The following is a 1,252-nucleotide window of genomic DNA, read 5'->3' on the forward strand; positions in this document are numbered from 1 at the left end:
CTTATCATCAATCTCTACTTCTAAATCTTTGTATTTGTTGTAAAATTTAGGAGCTAAGATTTCTTGGAAGTATTTTGTGCCTTTGGGGGTTGTTGCTACCCAGATATTATATTGTGACCAATATTGTGGTGTATCCCAAGAAACATTACCTAAAACAAGACTACATCCATCCTCATCTAATGTCTCGAGATCATCCAACTCTCTAATAAATCTTTCTTTATAGAAGAAATTATCTCTAAAATATATCCAAGCTTGATATTTATCTTCTTTATAATAAGATAAGTTTGAGGGATAATCTATTTTATTTCTATCTTCATCACAATAAGATCCAAAATCTATATAACCTGCTAGAAAAAGTTGCCCCAAGATATTAATATATTCACTTATATAGGTAGGTTTGGGTGTATTTAAAGAAAATGGACTGCTAATATTATCAATGCTGTAAGTATCTAATAAAATTAAATTATTACATTCCCACCTTGAGACACCCATGCTTTTTCCACAAATAAGCAAAATATAATATTCAAATAGTTCTAAAATACCGACCTTATCTTTTAAATGGGATGATATAATTAAAGCTGGATTAGCATAATCATTCTCTAAAAGCTGGGTTTTTTTCCATATATCAAAATCTATATCAGGAAAAAAAATAGCACACTTTTCGTTTTCATCCCATTTTATATACCTATATTTCATTTTTTATCCCATTTTCTATAATGTATTGTTTTAAGATTTCCTCTTGGTTTATTGGAATTTATCTCTATGGTCTCACCCCCGCTTTTAGAAGTTTTCTTATATTGTATAATAGTTCCATCATCTAGTTTTCTCATGTAAATCGGTTGTCCGTATTTTTTATCTACTTTATTTTCAAACTCTTCAGAATTTTTAGTTAACTTTTCCCATAATTTGTCTAATTCCTCTTTATTTTCAACTATTCTCCTGCGTTTATCTCGAACATTTTTTGGCAGTTTATCTACTATCTGCAACACTTCATCTTTAGTCAATATTCTAGGTTTTAAATACTCAGTATCTTTAAAAAATTGCTTTATCCCTCTTAAAGCCGGAACAAATGTATAACTCACATCTTCCAAAGGTTTATCATTGAGTTCTAATTGACTAGGAAATACTATCTCAATAAACTCCCCACTGCCATCTTGTGTTTGTATTCTTATAACATTATCAGGGATAATTTCTTGAGCATTGTTTTCACTAGAACTTATATTATTGCTTTTTGTAGCGTTTATATTCTTTG

General features: G+C 29.3%; 1 protein-coding gene and 1 pseudogene. Both read right to left on the minus strand.

Going from position 1 to position 1,252, the window contains the following annotated elements; all coding sequences use genetic code 11:
• On the minus strand, window positions 1–696 hold a 696-nt coding region (locus BGS40_RS04335), incomplete at its 3' end, for a hypothetical protein (protein WP_096738431.1).
• A pseudogene (locus BGS40_RS09380) lies at window positions 693–1,252 on the minus strand (hypothetical protein); the annotation flags it as partial. The gene BGS40_RS04335 and the pseudogene BGS40_RS09380, both read right to left, overlap by 4 nt.

This window comes from Campylobacter sp. 107 (genome assembly GCF_002383835.1).
GTDB classification, from domain to species: Bacteria; Campylobacterota; Campylobacteria; order Campylobacterales; family Campylobacteraceae; genus Campylobacter_D; species Campylobacter_D jejuni.